General features: G+C 42.1%; 17 protein-coding genes and 1 riboswitch. All 17 genes read right to left on the bottom strand.

Features of this window, described 5'->3' with window-relative positions; all coding sequences use genetic code 11:
* Nucleotides 1-2: 2 nt before the first annotated feature.
* Nucleotides 3-293, bottom strand: coding sequence for an Asp-tRNA(Asn)/Glu-tRNA(Gln) amidotransferase subunit GatC (gatC, locus tag A33I_RS17945; protein WP_012957400.1), 291 nt, complete (start codon nucleotides 291-293; stop codon nucleotides 3-5).
* A gap of 188 nt (nucleotides 294-481) precedes the next feature.
* Nucleotides 482-1,990, bottom strand: coding sequence for a sodium/proline symporter PutP (gene putP, locus A33I_RS17940; RefSeq protein ID WP_022629698.1), 1,509 nt, complete (start codon nucleotides 1,988-1,990; stop codon nucleotides 482-484).
* 555 nt (nucleotides 1,991-2,545) lie between these two features.
* A complete protein-coding gene (locus A33I_RS17935) occupies nucleotides 2,546-3,511 on the bottom strand; it encodes an ABC transporter permease (RefSeq protein WP_012957398.1) in 966 nt (321 codons plus the stop codon).
* Nucleotides 3,511-4,569, bottom strand: a complete 1,059-nt coding sequence (locus A33I_RS17930; protein ID WP_022629697.1) for an ABC transporter permease — start codon at nucleotides 4,567-4,569, stop codon at nucleotides 3,511-3,513. Before A33I_RS17930 ends, A33I_RS17935 begins: the two co-directional genes overlap by 1 nt.
* Nucleotides 4,569-6,098, bottom strand: coding sequence for an ABC transporter ATP-binding protein (locus A33I_RS17925; protein ID WP_022629696.1), 1,530 nt, complete (start codon nucleotides 6,096-6,098; stop codon nucleotides 4,569-4,571). The genes A33I_RS17930 and A33I_RS17925 overlap by 1 nt, the downstream gene beginning before the upstream one ends.
* Before the next feature lie 217 nt (nucleotides 6,099-6,315).
* Nucleotides 6,316-7,437 (bottom strand): BMP family lipoprotein, encoded by a 1,122-nt coding sequence (locus A33I_RS17920; protein ID WP_012957395.1) that lies wholly within the window; start codon nucleotides 7,435-7,437, stop codon nucleotides 6,316-6,318.
* A 387-nt stretch (nucleotides 7,438-7,824) separates the two neighbouring features.
* Nucleotides 7,825-9,006: a CamS family sex pheromone protein gene (locus A33I_RS17915; protein ID WP_022629695.1), complete on the bottom strand. Its 1,182-nt coding sequence runs from the start codon at nucleotides 9,004-9,006 to the stop codon at nucleotides 7,825-7,827.
* Nucleotides 9,007-9,043: 37 nt separating this feature from the next.
* Nucleotides 9,044-11,050, bottom strand: coding sequence for an NAD-dependent DNA ligase LigA (gene ligA / locus A33I_RS17910; RefSeq protein ID WP_022629694.1), 2,007 nt, complete (start codon nucleotides 11,048-11,050; stop codon nucleotides 9,044-9,046).
* A 15-nt stretch (nucleotides 11,051-11,065) separates the two neighbouring features.
* Nucleotides 11,066-13,294, bottom strand: a complete 2,229-nt coding sequence (gene pcrA, locus A33I_RS17905) for a DNA helicase PcrA (RefSeq protein WP_022629693.1) — start codon at nucleotides 13,292-13,294, stop codon at nucleotides 11,066-11,068.
* A 102-nt stretch (nucleotides 13,295-13,396) separates the two neighbouring features.
* Nucleotides 13,397-14,083, bottom strand: a complete 687-nt coding sequence (pcrB, locus tag A33I_RS17900; RefSeq protein WP_022629692.1) for a heptaprenylglyceryl phosphate synthase — start codon at nucleotides 14,081-14,083, stop codon at nucleotides 13,397-13,399.
* 214 nt (nucleotides 14,084-14,297) lie between these two features.
* Nucleotides 14,298-15,269, bottom strand: coding sequence for a bile acid:sodium symporter family protein (locus A33I_RS17895; protein WP_022629691.1), 972 nt, complete (start codon nucleotides 15,267-15,269; stop codon nucleotides 14,298-14,300).
* A gap of 73 nt (nucleotides 15,270-15,342) precedes the next feature.
* Entirely contained in the window at nucleotides 15,343-15,951 is a 609-nt protein-coding gene (locus A33I_RS17890) for a GNAT family N-acetyltransferase (protein ID WP_161808693.1), read from the bottom strand.
* A complete protein-coding gene (locus A33I_RS17885; protein ID WP_022629689.1) occupies nucleotides 15,938-16,972 on the bottom strand; it encodes a ribonucleotide-diphosphate reductase subunit beta in 1,035 nt (344 codons plus the stop codon). Before A33I_RS17885 ends, A33I_RS17890 begins: the two co-directional genes overlap by 14 nt.
* A 14-nt stretch (nucleotides 16,973-16,986) precedes the next feature.
* Nucleotides 16,987-19,158 (bottom strand): ribonucleoside-diphosphate reductase subunit alpha, encoded by a 2,172-nt coding sequence (locus tag A33I_RS17880; RefSeq protein ID WP_022629688.1) that lies wholly within the window; start codon nucleotides 19,156-19,158, stop codon nucleotides 16,987-16,989.
* Nucleotides 19,159-19,346: 188 nt separating this feature from the next.
* Nucleotides 19,347-19,541: riboswitch (cobalamin riboswitch) on the bottom strand.
* A gap of 769 nt (nucleotides 19,542-20,310) precedes the next feature.
* Complete coding sequence (locus tag A33I_RS17875; RefSeq protein ID WP_022629687.1) at nucleotides 20,311-21,093, bottom strand: phosphatidylserine decarboxylase; 783 nt, start codon at nucleotides 21,091-21,093, stop codon at nucleotides 20,311-20,313.
* A gap of 16 nt (nucleotides 21,094-21,109) precedes the next feature.
* Entirely contained in the window at nucleotides 21,110-21,430 is a 321-nt protein-coding gene (locus tag A33I_RS17870) for a YbjQ family protein (RefSeq protein WP_022629686.1), read from the bottom strand.
* A gap of 179 nt (nucleotides 21,431-21,609) precedes the next feature.
* Nucleotides 21,610-22,548 carry an alpha/beta hydrolase family protein gene (locus A33I_RS17860; RefSeq protein ID WP_022629684.1) on the bottom strand — a complete coding sequence of 313 codons (939 nt, stop codon included), beginning with the start codon at nucleotides 22,546-22,548 and terminating at the stop codon, nucleotides 21,610-21,612.
* Nucleotide 22,549 lies beyond the last annotated feature (1 nt).

Genomic DNA, 22,549 nt, shown 5'->3' with positions numbered 1-22,549 from the left:
TGCTAATCCATAATAGACGGCACTCTAATGTGGCCATCTTCATGATCTGGTGCATTTTTAAGTACATCTTTAATTGGCAATCCTTCAGCTGGCTTATCTTCGCGTAATACATTCTTCATATCAAGAACGTGAGAAGTAGGTTCTACTCCTGTTGTATCGAGTTCATTCAGCTGTTCTGCAAATGTGATAATAGCATCAAGCTGTCCTTGAAACATTTCCGCTTCTTCTTCAGTAATCGCGAGCCTTGCTAGGTTAGCAACGTGCTTTACTTCATCCGTTGAGATTCGTGACATCTCAATCACCTCCACTAAGTTTTCGTGCATGTAGACAATATTCATAATGATACCAAATTACATACCTATAGGCAACAGAGCCCAATAGTATCAATGCCTCTTTATTACTTTAAAGGAGCTTCATATACTATATTTAGATAATAAAAAAGAGGGCTGATCTGCATTGGATCAACCCTCTCGTCATTCTACTATTTTAATTCTTCATTTACTTGATCAAATTCAGCTTGAATCTCTTCAGATGGCTCTTTATCAAGGATACTGAAGACCATTGCTGCAACCCACGCAAAAATGAAACCTGGGATGATTTCATATAGACCTAGGATTGGGAACTGATCAGCACTTAAGCCAAACCAGCGATCAAGTTCTGCCCAAACGATAACAGTCACACCACCGACAATCATACCGGCAAGTGCTCCGTTACGCGTCATACGTTTCCAGAACAATGCAAGAAGCAGAACCGGACCGAATGCAGCACCGAAACCAGCCCACGCATATCCTACCAGCTCAAGAACAGAGCTTTCAGGATTGTAAGCTAATGCAATCGCGATTAAAGCAATCACAACGACCCCGATACGGCCGACCCAAACTAACTCCGTTTGAGATGCATCTTTACGTAGGAAGCCTTTATAGACATCCTCAGCAAGCGCACTTGATGATACAAGCAGCTGTGAGTCAATCGTTGACATAATTGCAGATAGAATCGCTGCAAGCAGGAATCCAGAAACCCATGGATTAAATAGAATTTGCGTAAATAAGATAAACACCGTCTCATGAGCTCCTTCTCCGATCGCTGCACCAGCAGGACCATTAACAGAGAAGTATGCAATACCGATAAATCCAGTGAAAATTGCACCAAATAGTGCAAGTACCATCCATGTCATCCCTACAAAACGAGCTTTAGGAATCTCATCGACGGATTTAACCGCCATAAAGCGAGTTACAATATGAGGCTGGCCAAAGTAACCAAGTCCCCAAGCAAGAAGTGATAGAATCGAGATGATTCCAACTCCTGTAAAGGCATCAAGATAAGATGGATCAATGGCACCTACCGCATTAACTGTTTCATTCCAGCCGCCCATCTCAGAAATAGCGACAATCGGAACAATGACTAATGCTAAGAACATTAAGATCCCTTGGAAAAAGTCTGTCCAGCTGACTGCTAAGAAACCACCAAGGAATGTGTAAGAAATAATAACAATGGCACCAATCCAAAGTGCTTGAGTATACGTCATTCCAAATGATGATTCAAATAACAATGCCCCTCCTACAAGTCCTGAAGAAGTGTAGAAAGCGAAGAATACTAAAATAACGAGTGCTGAAATAATACGAAGCGACTTAGAGTTATCTTTAAAACGATGCTCTAAGAAATCTGGTAGAGTAATGGAATCATTCGCAACCATTGTGTACTTACGAAGACGTGCCGCCATAAACTGCCAATTTAAATATGCACCAACTGCTAAACCAACCGCGAGCCATATTTCACTCATACCACCAACATACATAGCGCCCGGTAGACCTAGTAATAGCCAACTACTCATATCAGATGCCCCCGCACTAAGTGCAGCAACACTTCCGCCTAATCGACGACCACCTAAAACATAATCTGATAAATTGCTTGTCATTTTGTATGCTATTAAACCAATAACGAGCATACCAACTAAATACACGATAAATGTAATAATCGTAGCTAATTCCACCGTTATCCTCTCCTTCTATTCAGTAACGAAACCAATGAAAACAAAATTAATAATGGCATGGGGATATACAAAAGCAACCAAGTAGCTGTTGTTAATCCGTAATCCATCCAATCACCTCCATTCTAATAAATAGCATTTATACAATGAATATGCATTTATTATTTTGTTCATGCCCCGTCTGCTGACAATCCGCAAAGGTCATACCAGCATTTCCGAAAGCAATCATAACACAATATCCTATTCAGAACATTCAGTTCTTTATTTTTAAAATCTCCAAATGTATAAATATACAATATTACCGTTTATGTAACCGTTTTATCCACTATATAGACATATATATTCATGAAAATAAATGATCATTAATTTCTTTATTAGGATAAAGGACTTATAGTATTTCCCATTATCCTACAGAAGCTGTCAATTATAATTCGAGGCTGTAGCTTATTTTTCCTCTTTTATCAGGCTTTATTCCGCAGGTTTTTCATATCTAAAACCTTTGCTTAATAAAAAAAGCTATAAAAAAGACCCGCCTTTTAAAAGGCAGGCCTAAATCACTTATCTGGATCCTTTAATATACGGTTTACCAATCGCTTTTGGTCCTTCAGCACGTCCAACAAATCCAGCAAGAGCTAAGATCGTTAACACGTAAGGCGCAATCAATAAGAATACTGGCGGAACATCAGATAGTAAAGGAATTTGCTGACCAGTAATACTTAAAGCTTGAGCAAGACCAAAGAATAACGCCGCTCCAAGTGCTCCAAGCGGATTCCACTTACCAAAGATTAAAGCTGCCAACGCCATAAAGCCTTGTCCAACGATGGTCGTTCCTGAGAAGTTACCTGTAACCGTTAAAGCAAATACTGCTCCTCCAAGTCCTGCAAATGCACCACTTAGCATAACACCGATATAACGCATACGATTGACATTAATCCCCATCGTGTCAGCTGCCATCGGGTGCTCACCTACAGAACGTAAGCGAAGACCGAATGGTGTGTAGAAAATAACGAAATACACAATGACCGCTAAAAGAATCGCGACATACGAAGTCATATATGCACTCGAGAAGAATAGTGGTCCAATAAACGGAATATCACTTAAAAGCGGGACATCCATTCTGTAAATACGGTTAGAAATATAATCCGTTTGTCCTTTGTTATAAAGAAGTCGAACAATAAATACCGTTAACCCTACAGCAAGGAAGTTCAGTGCAACCCCGCTGACAATCTGGTCCGCACGGAATGTAATGGATGCAACTGCATGAAATAATGAGAAAAGCGACCCAATTAAAATCGAAATAACTAAGGCAAGGAGAATAACGACTGGGCCGCCCATTCCCATCCCTTCTAACGTTAACGTCGTAATAATGGCTGTGAAAGCCCCCATCACCATCAGCCCTTCAAGACCGATGTTTACAACACCCGCACGCTCACTGAATAGTCCACCTAATGCAGTTAAAATAAGCGGGGCTGCTGCAAAAATGGCAGCTGGTATTACAAGCCCAAGAATTTGCATGATATCCATTAGATGTCCTCCTTCTTCACACGGTTCATGACCCAGCGAATGATGTAACTTGATGCCACAAAGAAAATAATTAAGGCAATAACAATTTCAACTAACTCTGTTGGTACACCAGCCTGTGATTGCATGTTTAAGGCACCAATTTTTAATCCACCGAACAAGAAGGAAGCAAGTACTACACCAATTGCTGTATTTGCACCAAGAAGGGCAACAGCGATTCCGTCAAACCCTAAGCCTGAGAAGCCGGATAAGATACTCATGTAGCCGTATGTTCCAAGTCCTTCCATAGCTCCAGCCACACCAGCGAACCCACCGCTGATCAGCATGGATAAAATAATATTGCGTTGAACATTCATCCCCGCATATTGGGAGGCATGTTGGTTAAGTCCAACCGCACGCAGTTCGTATCCTTTTGTAGTTCTCCATAAAATAAACCACATGATCACACACGCTAAGATCGCAACAACGAATCCCCAGTGCAAACGCGAGAAGTCTGTTAGTGATTGTAAAAATGGAGAGGAAAGAGAAGCAGACTGATTAATCGACTCAGTTCTCTCACCCGGTACAATTAAATAAGAACGAATAATAGCATTCGCTGTATAAAGCGCAATATAGTTCATCATGATTGTAACAATAACTTCATGCACTTGAAATTTAGCTTTAAGCAAACCTGGAATAAAGCCCCAAAGTGCACCAGCAAGCGCCCCAGCTAAAATCGCCATTGGCAGGTGAAGCACCGCCGGCAGATCAAAAGCAATCCCTACATAGACAGATGCCAGCCATCCGACAATCAGCTGACCTTCAACTCCTATATTTAGTAATCCAGTTCTAAAGGCAAATGCTACTGCTAAACCTGCCAGAATGAGCGGTGTCATCATACGAATCGTTTCACCAAGATAATACGTATCGCTGAAGATCCCTCTAACTAGTGCTGAGTAGCCCGTAATAGGATTGTAACCACTTACTAACATAATGATTGCCCCAATAAAAATACCTAGAAAAACGGCAATCAAAGGGACAGACCATGACAATAACCTTCCTTTAGGAAGCAACTTCGACATCACTGTGCTTCACCCGCTTTCTCTTTCTTCCCGCCTGCCATAAGCAGCCCGAGCTCTTTCTCATTTGTTTTATCTGCATCAACAATCGCGACGATCTGCCCTTCATACATAACCGCAATACGGTCACTCACATTTAGGACTTCATCTAACTCAAGTGACATTAATAAGACTCCACGTCCCTTATCGCGTTCTGAGATCAGCCGCTTATGAATGGACTCGATTGCCCCTACGTCAAGACCGCGTGTCGGCTGTGCAGCAATTAAGAAGTCAGGTGAACGGTCTACTTCACGAGCAATAATTGCCTTTTGCTGATTACCGCCAGAAAGCGCACGTGCTGGTGTATATTCTGAAGGCGTTCTAACATCAAAATCTTCAATTAATTCTTTCGCCTTCTTATAAATTTCTGGATAATTTAATACGGTATTTTTTGAGTAAGGCTTTTGGTAATACGTTTGCAAAACAATATTTTCACCAATCGCAAAATCAAGGACTAACCCGTGCTTATGGCGATCTTCAGGAATATGCCCGATTCCAGACTCTGTTACCTTACGTGGTCTTAGGCCAACTAACTCTTTGTTGTTCAATTTGATTGAGCCTTTATCGGCTTTACGCAAGCCCGCAATGGCTTCAATAAATTCAGATTGCCCGTTTCCGTCTACCCCGGCAAGACCGACAATCTCTCCAGCTTTGATTTCAAGGTTAAGGGATTTTACAGCATCCACACCGCGTGAATCTTTAACGGTTAAGTCTGTAACAGAAAGCACTGTTTCTTTAGGGACTGCTGGTGTTTTATCCACTTTAAAATTAACTTCGCGTCCTACCATCATAGCAGCAAGCTTGTCCTGGTCTGTTTCGCTTACTTCAACTGTTCCGATCCCCTTACCACGGCGGATAACCGTACAACGATCACATACAGCCATGATTTCTTTAAGCTTATGAGTAATTAAAATAATTGACTTCCCTTCTGCTACAAGGGTCTTCATAATTCCAATCAGCTCTTGTATTTCTTGAGGGGTCAGTACAGCTGTCGGTTCATCAAATATAAGAATATCAGCGCCGCGGTACAGCGTCTTCAAAATCTCTACACGCTGCTGCATCCCGACTGAAATGTCTTCAATCTTCGCATGAGGATCGACCGAAAGACCATAACGCTCTGAGATCGCTTTAACTTCTTTTGCAGCCTTTTTAATATTAACGACTCCAAATTTAGTCGGTTCATTTCCCATTACAATATTTTCAGTAACTGTAAATTTATCTACTAACATAAAGTGCTGATGCACCATTCCAATTCCAAGACGATTGGCAATGTTAGGGTCTGTAATTTCAACTTTTTCACCATGTACGCGAATTTCCCCGCGCTCAGGTTGATATAAGCCGAACAGCACGTTCATTAGTGTTGATTTCCCAGCTCCATTTTCACCAAGTAAGGCATGAATCTCACCCTTTTTAAGCTGGAGTGTAATATTATCATTGGCTACAATGCCAGGAAACTCTTTACGGATGTTATTCATCTCAATAACATAACTCATTGGATTCACTCCTTACATATTTAAGAGAAGGTATGTTCATCGCTGATTGCATGTTTGATCGTTTAGCCAAAAAAGAGGCAATGATGGATTGGGCAAACAGCAATCCGTCATTGTCCCTTCGTACTAAGAGATTGTCATTTCATACCATCTGACTCTTTAAGGTAAAACAAAGGCTAGTGTAATACTAGCCTTTGCTTCTGTATAACTATATGGTTGCTTATTCTAAGCCGTTTAGGTATTCTTCGTACTCATCATCTGTTTGAGGTACGCTGATATCACCTGATTGAATTTGTCCTTTGTAATCTTCAACAGCAGATAAAGCTTCTTCAGAAACATTATCTGTAGAAGGAGCAATACCTACAGCATCTTCTTCAAGACCATACTCTAGAATTTCGCCGCCAGGGAAGTCTCCGTTCATTGTTTGCTCAGAAACGATTGCAACAGCAGTATCTACACGTTTAACCATTGAAGTAAGAGTGACAGATTGACCATCGCCGTATTCGCCTTCTTCGTGTTGGTCACGGTCAACACCGATTGCCCAAACATTTTCTCCGTTACGTGCACGGTTGATTGCTTCTGTAAATAACCCGTTACCAGTTCCGCCTGCAGCGTGATAAATGATGTCAGCGCCTTGGCTGTACATTGTGTTTGCGATTTGAGAACCACGAGATGCATCGTTAAAGCTCTCTGCATATTGAACAAGGATTTCAGCATCTGGGTTTACTGCTTTAACACCAGCTTTGAATCCATTTTCGAACTTCTTGATTAGACCACTTTCAACTCCGCCGATGAAACCTACTTTATCGCCTTCTGTTTGAAGACCAGCAATAACACCAACAAGGAAAGAACCTTCATGCTCTTTAAATGTTACGTTAGCAATGTTGTCATACGTATTTTCTTCAGCATCAAGAACCACTGTATCTACAATAGCAAGCTGCGCATCTTCAACTTGCTCAGCAATTGTACGAATTGCATCTTCCATTAAGAAACCAATACCCCATACAAGGTCAGCATCTTCACGCACTAAGTTACGTAAGTTTGGCTCGAAATCATCCATGGTTTGTGATTGAAGGTAACGGTAGCCTGTTCCTTCTTCAAGTCCAACCTCTTCACCAAATGCAGATAAACCTTCCCAAGCTGATTGGTTAAATGATTTATCATCAATTCCCCCAACATCTGTAACCATTGCTACTTTAAAATCTCCAGCTTCAACTGCTTCTTCAGATGAGTCATCCCCACCATCAGCAGGTGTTTCTTCTGCAGTATCACCTGATCCACAAGCAGCAAGAGCAACAGCGGCAGCAACAGACAGTGATAATGTACGTAACCACTTTTTCATTTTATTTCCCCCTTATAAATGTTTGCATGAGAGCACACAAATTAGTATGGCATATTAACAGGATTATTTAGCCATGACCTAAGATCGATCATACCGGCTTTCACCCTGCTTGTCCATCTATTTTGTAAGCGCTATCTTGCAGGCTTGGCGTTGGTAAGACATCAGACTTCTTATCTCTATGAACAACCATCACCAAACGTCATAAATATATCATGATCTTAGACAATAATAAATACTTTTTTTCATTGTTCACAGGATTTGACACACTTTATCTAAGAAAGCGAATTCAATGTGTTATCTACATGGTAATAAATAGGTATAGAGTGTCTTTACAGTAAAAAAAGACCCCTTTATATAAGGAGTCTTCGAATGATTCATTTATATGATTTACTCAAATACATGAATAAATGGTTCCTCACCCGGATTTCGGACAACCATACTTTCTTGCTGTCCGCCAACTGAGGTCACATATAAATTCACTTTAACATTTTGATTGTTAATACGCTGGTTGATCACATCTGCTGCATATTGAGTTAATGCTACAATCTCAGCCTTCCCTTGAAAACGCAGCGGCACCTCAATCGTTAATTCCTGCAATTGATTATCCACGTAGTAGCCGCGGCCAACTACCCCGACATACGTATCAAAGAAGCTTTGTATATCGTCTTTAATTTGACCGAAAGAAGCTGCATCATTGCTTACATCTTCATTAGCAGCACTTGATGGGAACAAATAATACCGTTCATTCATGCGCTGCCACCGCTCAAGACCTTCCCCTGGCTGTGCCGTTGCCTGCATAAAATAGTTTCCTGGAATGGTGGATTGACGAGGCTGCTCGCGGAATAACGCTACTGTAATCGGTACCCTGTCAAACAAGCCTTCTTCACGATTAGGGTCACGCAGCCTTTGTACGATTAAGTCAGCGATACGCTGCCCCTCTTCTTCCATTTTCTCCTGGCTGATTGGTGTTTCATAGAAATAGTAGCGGCCTTGCTCATCTTCTACTCTGAAGTTATAAACACTGTTCATAGAAAGACCAATAACGATACCGCCAAGTTCATAATTCCCCTGTTCACTTCTAACTAAATAATTATGCTCTAAAATATGTGATAAATAACGAGGCTGATTCTCCTCTTGTTCACGTAAGGTAGCCCCTTCCCCAAGCTCTGGGTTTAACCCTTGTTGATTTTCTACTTGGTCATAACGCATTAACCAGCTGTTAATCTCATTTCTATTAATAAACTGTCCTTCACGAAAGAAATAGTTTTCTGGATCAAACTGCTCTTTCGCGATTTGCGTAAGTCCCATTTCTAGATTATCTAAATCCAAACGGTTGTAAATAACTGAATTACCAAACCCTCTAGACTGGCCGTGTAAATACGATCCATCATAAAGCACACTTTGGTAGTAATTCTCAGGTGTTGACACACGTGGAACAATATCTACCACCTGTTCTTCTTGCTGTGATTCTTCTACAACGACTTCATCGGGTTCTTGCTGAAACATCGGGAAACAACCCGTTAAAAACAGTAGTCCCGTTAAGGAGACCAGCCCCAAACGTCTTACCATTGTAACCTTTCCTCCTCTACACCTGCACTAGAAAAGACTACGTAAGCTCTTTTAACAATGCAGCCTCATCCCAAATCTCAATTCCTAGCTCTTCTGCTTTCTTTTTCTTTGAGCCGGCATCTTCGCCTGCAATCACTATATCAGTCTTCTTACTTACACTGCCAGTGACTTTTCCACCAAGTGTTTCAATTTTTTCTTTCGCTTCATCACGTGTCATCTCATAAAGCTTCCCTGTTAATACAACCGTTTTATTGGCAAACGGGCTTTCAGCAGCTTCCATACCACTAACTGGCTTAGGTCCCTTATAAGTCGTATTTACCCCGTATGATTGCAAACGTTTGGTTAACTCTTTTACTTCATCTGTTTCAAAAAAGCGCACAATAGATGCGGCCATTTTCTCGCCGATCTCGTTTACAGCGACCAGGGCCGCTTCATCTGCTTCGATAATCGCTTCAATTGATTCAAATTTCATCGCAAGCGTCTTTGCTGCCTTTGAGCCGACAAAACGAATCCCCAGGCCAAACAACAGCTTTTCAAGCGAGTTCTCTTTTGAAGCTTCGATCGCCTTGATTAAATTATCAACAGACTTCTCACCCATGCGCTCAAGCTTTAACAGCTCAGAACGATCTAATTGATAGAGATCTGCGACGGTGTGAATTAATTTATGATCAAATAATTGAGCAATGACCTTTTCTCCCAATCCATCAATATTCATCGCTTGTCTTGAAACAAAATGAATTAAGCCTTCACGAATTTGTGCCGGGCATTCCGGATTAATGCAGCGAAGTGCCACTTCCCCTTCTAAACGAACTAGCTCGCTTTCGCATTCCGGGCAATGAGTAGGCATGCTGAAGTCCCTCTCTTTGCCGTCACGGCGGTCCGTCAGCACATTCACTACTTCAGGAATAATGTCTCCCGCTTTTTTCACGATCACCGTATCTCCAAGCTTCACATCCTTCTCACGGATCAAGTCCTCATTATGTAAGGATGCGCGCTTAACTGTTGTACCAGCTACAACAACGGGATCAAGAATAGCCGTCGGTGTCACAACCCCTGTTCTGCCTACACTAAGCTCGATATCACGAAGAACTGTTACGACTTCTTCTGCTGGAAATTTAAACGCAGTTGCCCATCTAGGGCTTTTCGCTGTAAATCCAAGCTCTTTTTGTTGTTCGATGGAATCAACCTTGATGACAATCCCGTCAATTTCATAAGGGAGATCTGCACGTTTATCTAACCACTCATTTGTATACTCAATGACTTCTTCAATTGTCGGACAGTGCTTGCTTTCATTATTCACTTTAAATCCAAGCTCTTTTAGGTAAGCGAGGCCTTCGTGATGAGAAAGAAGGTCTTGGCCTTCTGCGTTACCGATCGCATAAATAAAGATCGACAAGTTCCTTTTCGCTGCAATTTTAGGATCTAACTGGCGCAAAGATCCTGCCGCTGCGTTACGAGGGTTAGCAAATTTCTCTTCCCCCGCCTCGCTTTTCGCTTCATTTAACGCTTCAAACGACTTCTTAGGCATGTACGCCTCTCCGCGCACTTCAAGACTTGCTTCTTGCTTCAGCTTTAAAGGAATCGCAGGAATCGTTTTTAAGTTATTCGTAATATCTTCACCGATGGTTCCGTCTCCGCGAGTTGCTCCGCGGATGAACTTCCCATTCTCATACGTGAGTGAGACAGCCAATCCATCAATTTTAAGTTCGCAGCTATACGTTACATTATCGCCTACACGCTCGCGCACACGTCGGTCAAAATCACGTAGGTCTTGATCATTGAAGGCATTTCCAAGACTGAGCATCGGAATTTGATGTTCTACTTTTTCAAAGAAAGGAAGAGGTTCTCCGCCTACACGCACGGACGGAGAATCCTCACTCACTAATTCTGGATGCTCTCCTTCTAGAGCAATCAACTCTTGCATTAGCTGATCATATTCGGCATCTGTTACAAGCGGCTGGTCAAGAACATAATAGTGATAGCCGTACTCTTCTAATTTCTCTCGCAGCGTTTGTACACGCTTTTCTGCCTCTTGTCGATCCATACTCTTCTTCCTTTCCTATTGCTTAGTAATTGGGGCAAACTTAGCAAATAAGCGCTTCACGCCAGTAGGCTGAGGGAAAGCAATATCAAGCTCAACAGCTTCTCCTTCACCTTTAATGCTGACAACGGTCCCTACTCCCCATTTTTTGTGCTCCGCTTTGTCTCCAACAGCCCAAGCAAATTGATCACCGCCCGTTGAAGTCGATACAGATGCACGCACTTTAGGTTTTGCTGCTGGAGCAGAGGCTGTACCGCGTGACGCTTTCATCCAAGCCGGTGTTGGTTTATCCTCGTTCACTTGTTCAAGACACTCTTCTGGAATCTCTGAAATAAAACGAGACGGCGGGTTTGTATTTGTTTTACCATATAAGGTCCGCATCCTTGCATTCGTTATATAAAGCTGCTTTTCAGCTCTCGTAATCCCTACATAGGCAAGGCGACGCTCTTCTTCCATTTCTTCTGCCTCAAAAAGCGAGCGGCTATGCGGGAAGATCCCTTCTTCCATACCAATTAAGAATACTAGCGGGAACTCCAGTCCCTTTGCGGAATGCAGAGTCATAAGCGTGATCGCATCCTTAGGTTTTCCTTCATCTTCATCGTCAAGCTTGTCAATATCTGCGACAAGCGCAAGATCTGTTAAAAATGCTACTAATGATTTATCATCATTTGATTTTTCAAATTCGTTCGTAACCGTTATAAACTCATCAATATTCTCAAGACGGCTCTGTGCCTCGATCGATTGTTCGTTGCGGAGCATATCACGGTAGCCTGTCTTCTCTAGCAGTTCCTCGACTAACTCAGTCACAGATAAATACTCCTGCATTTGAATCCAGTGAGAAAGCTGGTCTCTAAAGTCTTTTAGCTTGCCGACCGTACGAGCTGTCAGGCCCACTTGCTCAATCTCTTGCAAGGCCGCAAAAAGAGAAATGCCTTGTTCAACAGCATATGCCCCAATTTTATCAACAGTTGTCGCACCTATGCCTCGTTTTGGAACGTTAATAATCCGCTGCAAGCTGATATCATCGTCAGGGTTGGCAATAAGACGCAGATACGCAAGAACATCTTTAATTTCTTTACGATCATAGAACTTAGTTCCGCCGACGATGTTGTACTCGATATTAGACTTCACAAAAAATTCCTCAATTACACGTGACTGGGCATTTGTTCGGTAGAGAATCGCAATATCTGAGTTAGTGTGCTCTCCGCTTCTCGTTGCTTCACGGATCTTCTCGACCACAAACTGTGCTTCCGATTGCTCCGTATCTGCACCAAAGTAACCAATCTTCGGCCCGTCGTCATTTTCTGTCCAAAGGTTTTTCGGTTTGCGGTTAAAGTTGTTCTCAATTACTTTATTTGCTGCATTTAAAATCATTTTAGTGGAGCGGTAATTCTGCTCTAGTAAAATAACGGTCGCATTCGGGTAATCTTCTTCAAAGGATAAGATATTAGCAATATCCGCACCCCTCCAGCGATAGATCGACTGATCAGAATCCCCGACAACGCAGATATTTTCATATTTATCACTAAGCATACGGACAAGCATATATTGTGCTTTATTCGTATCTTGATACTCATCTACCAGGATGTACTGAAACTTGCGTTGATAGAATTCTAATACCTCTGGTACAATCTTGAACAGCTCGATTGTTTTCATGATAAGATCATCAAAATCTAAGGCGTGATTTTTCTTTAATTGTTTTTGGTACTCCACATATACTTCAGCTGCCGTTTGATCATATGGTCCCGTAGCTTGACTCATGCAGTCATCAGGCTTCTTTAATTCATTTTTCCAGCCGCTCATTGTTCCAAGGATGCTTCTTGGATCAAATTTCTTAGGATCAATGTTCTTGTTTTTTAGGATTTGCTTTATAACAGATAATTGATCTGAGGAATCTAAAATTGTGAAATTACGGTTGTAGCCGATGCGGTCAATATCACGACGCAAAATACGGACACACATCGAGTGAAAGGTCGAAATCCAAATATCTTCAGCTACCGGGCCAACAAGTTTTGCCACACGATCTTTCATTTCTCGTGCAGCTTTATTAGTAAATGTAATCGCAAGTACGTTCCACGGCGCAATGGCTTTTTCACGCAGCAAATAAGCGATGCGATGGGTAAGAACCCGTGTCTTTCCACTTCCCGCGCCTGCCATTAGTAATAACGGCCCTTCCGTATGAGTTGTTGCTTGTCTCTGCTCAGGATTTAAGCCTGAGAGCATTTTTTCTATGATCTTTTCTTGCATACTTCCACCACCAAACAAATGTTCTTAGTTTATAGTCTACAATGCCTTACCAGTTGATGCAATCGAATGTCCAGCTGACTTCTGCTTTTAATGAACATTCTATTAAGATTTCGTTGCTTTAACTGTTTCTAATGCAGCTCTTAAATCTTCATAGATGATATTCCCTACAACAATCATATCCGCTGCGTCAGCCATCTCTTGTGCCTCTTTTAGTGAGTGAATGCCACCGCCATAGACGAGTTTCGTTTCATTTAATACGTTTTTCACCTGGTGCACCAAAGAAGGATCTCCGTATGTCCCGCTGTATTCAATATAGAAGATGGGAAAACGGTAGAGGTTCTCAGCCATTCTTGCATAAGCCACCACGTCTTCTACATCAATATCCGTATTCGCTTCTGTCACTTTAGCAGCTTTGGCCTCGGGATTTAAAATGCAATACCCTTCCATCACAATCTCGTCCCAGTTCATGATCGCTCCGTACTCTTTAATCGCTTGATGATGCAGCCCTTGAATCCAGTCAACGCTCTGACTGTTCATCACAGACGGGATAAAATAATAATCAAATCCAGGTGTAATTGCTTCAAGATTTGAGATTTCAAGAGCAGCCGATACAGAGTAACGTCGTACACGAGCTAACAGCTGCAGCGTGTTATCCAATGTCACCCCGTCAGTACCGCCAATAATTAAGCCATCTGTACCTGATTCACAAATGGCTTCTAATTCTTCGTCATTTATTTCTTTATTTGGATCTAATTTAAACACATGCTTCCATTCCTTAAATTCAAGCATGAATCTTCAACTCCTATAATCTACCCTCTTCTATGCAGCAGGGTTTCGCTATGACTTATCTTGTGATTCTGAACGTCATTATATCAAAATCCAAGCCCCTTGTCGCCCGGCAATAGGAACCTAAACCAAACACTCAGTCTCCCAAATAAACAAAAAGCTCCCTCCCATACTTTCTAAGTCAAGGGAGAAAGCTTTTTCATTTTATAGAGATTGACTACCCTGCTTGTTTCGCTTCTGATTCTTGCTCACTTCCATTTTTCTTTCTAGACCAGATTGAAACTAGCGCTGGTCCAGATACATTATGCCAAACAGAAAAAATAGCGCTTGGCAGAGCCGCGAGCGGTGAGAAATGAGCTGCCGCAAGCGATGCCCCGAGCCCAGAGTTTTGCATCCCGACTTCAATGGAGATCGCTCTGCGTTTGGCTTCATCGAGTCCGCATAATTTAGCTGTTACATATCCAAGGAATAATCCAAAGCTATTATGAAGCATTACAGCTAAAAAGACGAGTAAACCTGTTTGAGCAATATTCGCTTGGTTTACCCCGACAACAGCGAGTACGATTGCTAAGATTGCTGTAATGGAAATAATCGGCAACGTCTTCACACTGCTCTCCACAGCTTTCGGGAAAAAGCGTCTTGCAAGCAAGCCAAGAGCAATAGGGATAATGATCACCTGAATAATAGATTGAAACATTGCACCAGCATTTACAGGAAGCCATTGTCCTGCTAACAGCAATAGAATAACCGGTGTTAATAACGGCGCTAACAGCGTTGAAATAGACGTCATAGCAACAGAAACTGGCAGGTCCCCTTTAGCTAGGTACACCATAACATTAGAGGCCGTACCGCCAGGACAGGCGCCGACAAGAATTAATCCTACAGCAAGTTCAGGCGGAAGCTGCAGTAAAACAGCAATCGCATAAGCGACTAATGGCATAATCAAAAATTGAGCAATCACACCAATCACTACAGGTACCGGCTTCTTAGCGACAACACTAAAGTCAACCGCTCTCATCGTAAGACCCATTCCAAACATAATCACACCTAAGAGAAGCGTGATATGAGGGGCGATCCAAGTAAATAACTGCGGTGCAGAAAACGCAATAAAACTACATAAAATAATAATAAGAGCAAAATACTTACTCATCCACAAACCAATTTTTTCGATCTTTCCAACCGGTTGCATCCAACCCCTCCTTTTCAAATATTTAAACAATTCTAACTTTAAAAGAAGGTGAATGCAACCTTATTTGGTGAAATTATCTGACATTATTAGATAGTGGATTTCCGCTCAACTCAAGAAAGCGCTTAACAATTGCACTGGGCACATCTCTTCCAAATCGGACCATCATGAAGTTATCATGATAATTCATAATGTCAGGTTCATTGGTCAACACCTCTTCAAAGCCGCCTTTCATCAGCAGCTTTTGGAGAAGCTTTTTGTAGAGAGAACTATCACCATTAACAGAATCCAGATCCCAGTGCCACCGGTATTCTAGTGATAAAAGTATATTCTTCTCATAGTCGCCTTCATCGAGCAGGGCTGTTAATAATGAACTTGCCGCCTGCTGCTTTCTATACAGAGGAGCCACCTCAACCACACCTAATACGCGTATCTCTTTCATTTTCACCCAACGTTCATATGGCTCAGGCGGTAAGATAATAGCATAACCAACGATAAACTCCTCTGTGTAGGCTATCGCTAGATTTACATCTAAAGTTTGAAAAGCATCCAACATCGCTAGCTGCTGTTCACTTGGCAGCCTGAATTGCCCTAGCCCATCGTGAAACCTGTATTTCTGCAACAGCTTCCCGACGAGGGGGCGGTCAGCTGTTACAGATACCGTCTTATTTTTAGAGTTCATCAAAGCCGTTGTCACTTGAAACTTTCGCATATTGGCGTGATTTTTGTTCAAAGAAATCACTTTTTGCCGCATTTACATCCTCGTAAGCTTTAATCCATTTAAATACATTTGTACGATGTTCAGGAAAAATATGATCGTAGCCAAGCTGCTTTGCTCTTTTATTTGCAATAAATTTTAAATAGGACTCCATCTCATCAGAGGTTACGCCTTCAATCTGCTCACCGATGATATAGTTGAACCACTTCAATTCAAGCTCCACTGCCGTCGTTAGCGACTGTTTGACGAAAGATTCCATCTCTCTGTTGTTTAATTCAGGATGCTCTTCAATTAATTCTTTAAATACATTCGTAAATAAATACACATGCAGCTGTTCATCACGGTTAATGTAATTAATCATCGTTGAAGTAGACACCATCTTCTGATGGCGAGCAAGATTGTAGAAGAAGGCAAAGCCTGAATAAAAATTAACTCCTTCTAAGATCACATCGTAAACAATCGATCTTGCTAATGTATCTGGTGTAGGGTTATCTGCAAATTCCTCGTACCCGTCTACAATAAATTCATTTCTCTCTTTTAAGACAGGATCATTTTTCCAGTAATCAAAAATCTCATCCTGCGTCGCTTTTGGTACAAGACTTGAGAGCACATAGGAGTAACTCTGGTTATGAACGACCTCCTGAAATGAGAGCACACTCATTAATGCAACAAGCGATGAATCTGTTAAGTAGTCAGCTACCTTTAATGAATAATCCGTTTGTACACTATCTAGGAAAGCAAGAAGGCCGATAATCTTTTTAAAGGCCTCTTGTTCTGTTTCTGTTAGATTCTGAAACTGCTTGGCATCATGGCTCATATTAATTTCAAAAGGCGTCCAGAAATTAGCGAGCATGTTTTTATAGAGAGGATAAGCCCAACTGAACCGTACATCATCCCAATTCAATACATTTGAACTTTCCCCGTTAATAATTCCTGTTGAAGCATTCGGGGCGTGTGGATTATAAAGTTTTCTTTTTTGAAGTGTCATTTCATTTCCTCCTCTTAACTTGAACAGCTTTCACAGTCATCTACCGAAAGCGAGGTTGAGCGAACGTAATACGTTGTCTTTAGCCCTTCTTTCCATGCAAGCAAATGTAGATCAAGGAGCTCTTTTGCTTTTACGTTGTTTGGAACATATAGATTAAATGAAATTCCTTGGTCGACATGACGCTGACGAGCCGCATTTTGACGGATGCTCCATGTTTGGTCAACTAGATGAGCCGGCTTATAATACCAAGTTGTCCGAGCATCGAGGTCAGGCGCCACAACAGGAATACGATAATTTTTCTTCTCTTCCACGTAATATTTTTGGAACAGAGGATCAATAGAAGCAGTAGAACCAGCAATAAGAGAGGTCGTTGCATTTGGTGCCACAGCCATCACGTACCCGTTTCTCATGCCATGCTTTGAAATGACCGAACGAATCTCATCCCATTCTGCGCCTTCGTATCCACGTTCGCTAAAGAACTCGCCCGTTTGCCAATCAGACCCTTCATAATGCGGATAGGCACCTTTTTCAGCCGCTAATTCTGCACTAGCTTTAATGGCCGCTTGATTAATCCGCTCATATACACGCTCCACTTCCTGAACGGATTCCTCACTCTCCCAAACGATCGCTCGCTTTGCCAAGTGATGATGCCACCCGTACGTACCAAGGCCGATCGCTCTGTACATTTTGTTCGTCTTCTCTGCTTGTTTTACGCCGATCGAATTTTGATCAATCACATTATCGAGCATCCTTACTTGAATCTTCACGACCCTTTCTACCACATCATCTGAAAATACTTGAGCTAGTGACAATGAGCTTAGATTACAGACAACATAATCTCCCGGCTGCTTTTTGATTGATATCGTATCGTCTTCAAGCGTTTCTTCCACAACGGTTGTCGCACTCATATTCTGCATAATTTCAGTACACAAATTAGAGCCGTATATCATTCCTTTATGCTTGTTTGGATTCAGCCTGTTTGCTGTATCCCGGTAGAACATAAACGGGCTTCCTGTTTCAAGCTGAGAGAGCATGATTCGTTTCATAACTTCAATCGCTGGAATTTCTGTACGCGACAGTTCATTATTCGCTGCACATTGCTCGTACCTTTTACGGAACTCTCCATCTCCTTTTTTCTCATCATAAAAATCTTCAAGAGAGAATCCCATTTTCACCCGAACTTCATGGGGGTCAAACAAATACCAAGTATCTCTCTTCTCAACAGCCTCCATAAATAGATCTGGCAAAGAGACAGCTGTAAAGAGATCATGAGTTCTTTGACGCTCATCCCCGTTATTTAATTTCGCATCGAGAAAAGCAAAGATATCTTTATGCCAAACATCCAGGTACACCGCTATAGCGCCTTGCCTCTGGCCAAGTTGGTCTACGCTGACAGCTACGTTATTTAGCTGCTTCATCCAAGGAATAACGCCTGAGGAAACATTTTTAAATCCACGAATCGATGAACCTCTTGCACGAATCTTCCCTAAATACATACCAAGCCCGCCGCCGTTCTTACTTACGGTTGCCGCATCGGTACAGCTATCGAAAATCGACCTGAGATCATCTTCCACCGTATCGATAAAGCAGCTTGAGAGCTGGCCTCCCGCTTTGCCGGCATTACTCATTGTCGGTGTAGCAACTGTCATATATAAATGTGAGAGCGCCCAATAGGCTTCCTTTACCAATTCAAGCCGGGACCCTCTATTCTCTTCTGACATTAGAGTCATTGCTATAACCATCCAGCGCTCTTGCGGCAGCTCTACGATTTGATCATTAAAGTCCTTTGCCAGGTAGCGGTCTGCTAATGTTTTAATGCCTATATACGTAAACTTTTGATCTCTTGCCGGTTCAAGCGTTAATGCGAGTTCGTATAATTCATCAGTTGAATAAGAATCCAATCTTTCATCATAAATTCCCTTTTCAATCTGCGTTTTAAGATACTCCGGAAAACTTGCACTAAGCACTCTTGGTTCTACCCCTCGTTGTACTGCTATTTGTTCTCTCAAATGGTTGATATAACAAGCAGCTGCAACAAAAGTCCAATGCGGCTCCTCCACAGATAGTTCATTTAAAGCATGTGCTGCACGTTTTTCCCATGTTAAATGCGACGTTTGCTCTAACCAATCACGATCTACCTGCACATCTAGCGGGTTATCTTTTTTCTCTTTTACGTTTATCTTCATTTGTCCCACACTCCTTCATTCAGCTATGTACATTTCATTCGCAAATAAAAAACGCCCTATCTCTCAGGTTTGAGAAATAGAGCGTAAAACGGACTTGGTCATTTGCATACCTTAATCGAGCTAGAATGCACCTTGCAAATAAGCACAAATCTAGCCGCTGCCGTCTCACTTCTCATCCCCCGAAGATAGCTGACTGAGGAATGATGGCAGGTCTCCTGACTTGTGCTTCTCTTTACTCTGAGCCTTCCCGTATAAGCACCTTTCAGCTTTCTTATACAGTGGTTGTCTCATTTCATCCACACTTACAGTTGCGGGGACAGTTCTGGATTTTCACCAGATTCCCTATTAAGCTGCCTAGCAGCACCAACATTCCGCAAAAACAATATATAGTTGTTAATTATGATCACTAATACGATATATTGATAGATTAAACGATATCAGGGGTAGAATGCAAGGATTATATTTTTGGAGATGTTAGGCGGCTGGGTGGTCAGGTGGTTAGGAGTTTTCAGGAAGGATTCTCCCAATATGAAAAATAGGGCCGGGAAGTAAATGTATAGTAGTGGAGTATTGCATAGCTTCAAAGCTTTTCTAAGTAAAAGCGCCAAAAACATGGGTTAGAGCGGATTCGTCGCTCCTGAAATATACTACGCGTTCCGCGGGGAGCTAGTGAGCTTCCTCGGGCTATGCCCTGCGGGATTTCAGCCCTGCTCTAGGCACCGCAAGAGTCTACACATATTTCATCCGCTGGGTTACGTGCTTCGTTACTTTATTTAGTGGAACAATTTAATTATGAGTTACTTTAAGTCAAAGTATTATTGCTTTTATCCGCCATCTGAAAAGGTTACTAATAAGCTTCCACCCATAATAGGAACCACTTATTAACATCCTTCCTCCGTTGATAGGAGCGGAAGGCGCCGACTCCAGCGGGATGCGCGTGGCCAGGGGCAGGGGGGGATATCCCACAGGAGCGTATGCGACGAGGAAGCTCCCGGACCGCCCGCGGAAAGCGTGCGCCAGCAGCGGAGTTCAACAAATAATGCCAGGAGGGACAAGCCCATATCCTTACTTGTCGTATCTGTAAAATCTCGCTTGCCATGCCCACTCTTGAAGTAGAGGATCATCACATGCTAAATGCCGTTAAACAAACGTTTAATTAACTCGATTGGTCAGCTTTTGGCCCATTAGTACGTCTGCTGGCGTCTGCTTGTCGGCAAGCTCCATCAAGCCTTTTTCCCCAACTAAAACAACGGTTGAGCCAAAGGAAAAGTACCCCATCTCTTCACCTCGTGATAAGGTTGAGTTCTTGTGAGTAAGCTCAATCGTGTTAACATTCATCGCTCCTACTTTTACAACAGCTAACTGTTTGCCGGAAACGTCAAGCTCCGTAATGACTCGATAGTTTCTTGAAAGCGGCCTTCTTCCGTAGAGAAGCCCCCAATTATTAACAGGATAAGATCGCCCGCCTAACGCCCATTGTTTTGTGATTTCAGCATCTGCCGGGCTATGGATACGGTGATAATGACTAGGGCTTAAATAGAGAACCATCACTACCCCGCCATCATATTTTTCTGCCGCTTCACTAGACCCTAACATTTCTTCTAAAGTATAACCTTGCCCCTTTACCTGAAACGTGACACCAGGTGCCAGAATATGCTGCTCAGCCAAAATGCCATCAACCGGACTAACGAGGATATCTTCTAGCTGATTAATCGGTCTGCTCTCCGGCTTTAACCTCCGGATGAACAACTCATGCAAACTCTTATAGGAATGAACAGGCTCTAGCATTTCTTGTTCATTTAGATTAAACGTTTTAGTAAACGATCGATTTACTCTTCTGCTCATTTTTGATTCTGCAAAACTCTTTAATATAATAGAGTTCATTTTATGATTTGATAATTCAATAAAAAGACGATACAGCGACTGCTTAACCATTCGTGCCTCCAATAATTTACTTCTCTAAAATTTTTACTGCTGTTCCATATGCGATAATCTCTGCAGCCGAACCCATAACGGTTGATGACTGCAGCCGCATACCAACAATGGCATTGGCTCCTTTTTTCTTCGCCTCATCTACCATCCGATGAATAGCAAGCTTTCTCGCCTCATCCATCATTTCATTGTACCCTTTAATCTCTCCACCGACGATCCCTTTTAATCCAGCTGTTATATCTCGGCCGATATGTTTCGTTTGAATTGTGCCGCCTTTAACGTAACCCATCACTTCAGTAATTTCAGCACCAGCAATTGTATCAGTAGTCACTATCATCATAATCTATTTCCTCCTCTTTTTCTTTTTTCCGCTCAATAATAAATACGATTAGTACAGCGATAAAGCTTAGTATATATAAAGCCAAATTAATGAATGCCCATGTGATGTTAATAAATGCAAAAATAATGGTCAGTATTTGAAAGAGAATAGCGAGACTAATAAGTGAAAACTTCCACTTTCTATACATATTTAACAAGCCACTCTTTCATCGTCGTTAAAAGTTTTCCCGAAAGTGGTTTACTGCCCGCTTGTTTATATGCTTTCTTCAGCTGAAGAATCGAATAATCCTCTGTTTGGTCCCTTAGCATATGATTCATATTCGGTATTATCTTCGCCTCCACCTCGCCGGGTGCATACCTTTCGACTTCAAATACTCGCTCAGGCGTAACTTGCACGTCCTTTGAGCCCGTTACAGCTAAAATCGGACAATCAACTTCTTCAAGTACTTTACGTGCATTAAATTGATAATGTTGCTGAAACCATTTCGCATTCATTTTCATTCCTTGAACACGTACGGTTGCTGATTCTGAGCGAATCATTTTTTCATCGAATTTAGGTCCCTGCTTTTCCGCTCGCTCGGGAACCTTCAACACATTTAACAACTTCCCTTTTATACCGCTTATTTCTTTTAAACTGCGAACAGCCTGCCCTCTTTGATAGGCCAACGCTTCAGCCATCGTCTCAGCAGCACCTGATAATAAAATGACTCCAGCAAGCTCCTCGTCTTTAGCTAAAGCTGGTGCAATCATTGCCCCTTCACTATGACCAATGACAAATACATGATGCGGGTCGACTTCCGGCTGTTCTTTTAAAAAGCGGAGCACAGCTTTTGCATCATCAATCAAATCCCATAAGCCGGCCTCAAGATACGTCCCTGTTGATGCACCGACTCCACGTTTATCATATCTCAATGTGACAAAGCCATTTTCTTTAAAAAATGCGGCGAGCGAGTTATAAAGATTAAACACTTGCCCTCTTTTTCCATTCCCATCACGATTAAGGGGACCAGACCCTGAGATAATGAGTACGGCAGGATAAGACTGCTCTTTTTTTTCAGGCACTTCAAGCGTTCCGCTAATTGTAAGGTCACCACGCTGTATCGAGACCATCTTTTCCATT

The sequence above is a fragment of the Alkalihalophilus marmarensis DSM 21297 genome (assembly GCF_000474275.2).
In the GTDB taxonomy this organism is placed as follows: domain Bacteria; phylum Bacillota; class Bacilli; order Bacillales; family Bacillaceae_D; genus Alkalihalophilus; species Alkalihalophilus marmarensis.
The sequence above is the reverse complement of the archived record's forward strand: the minus strand, read 5'-3'. Positions and strand labels throughout refer to the sequence as shown.